Genomic DNA, 320 nt, shown 5'->3' with positions numbered 1-320 from the left:
AAACCGTAACCATCGATATCACGAATGTTACAGGCGGCAATGGTGCTACAGAAAACGGCGTTCAGCAGGCAACGGTAACGATCACCGATGACGAGACCATCCCAACGGTAACACTTAGCGGAACAGCAACAATCGCAGAGAACGCAGCGGGCACCGCTACAATCACCGCTACGCTGAGCACGGCTACGACTACCTCTACAGTGGTAAGTTTAGGCTTTACAGGAACAGCTTCAGCAGGAGATTACGCAGCAAGCACTACTACCATCACCATCCCGGCAGGCCAGTTGACCGGAACGATCACGATTGATCCGACCGATGAC

The 320-nt window shown here is 53.1% G+C and carries 1 protein-coding gene; it reads left to right on the top strand.

The window, feature by feature from the left end:
* A partial coding sequence (locus FLACHUCJ7_RS00090; protein ID WP_219634033.1) for a hypothetical protein occupies positions 1-320 on the top strand: 320 nt, incomplete at both ends.

The organism is Flavobacterium salmonis (genome assembly GCF_903819435.1).
Taxonomy (GTDB): Bacteria; Bacteroidota; Bacteroidia; order Flavobacteriales; family Flavobacteriaceae; genus Flavobacterium; species Flavobacterium chungangense.
Note: the sequence above shows the minus strand (reverse complement) of the source record. Positions and strands in the feature narration are given on the sequence as shown.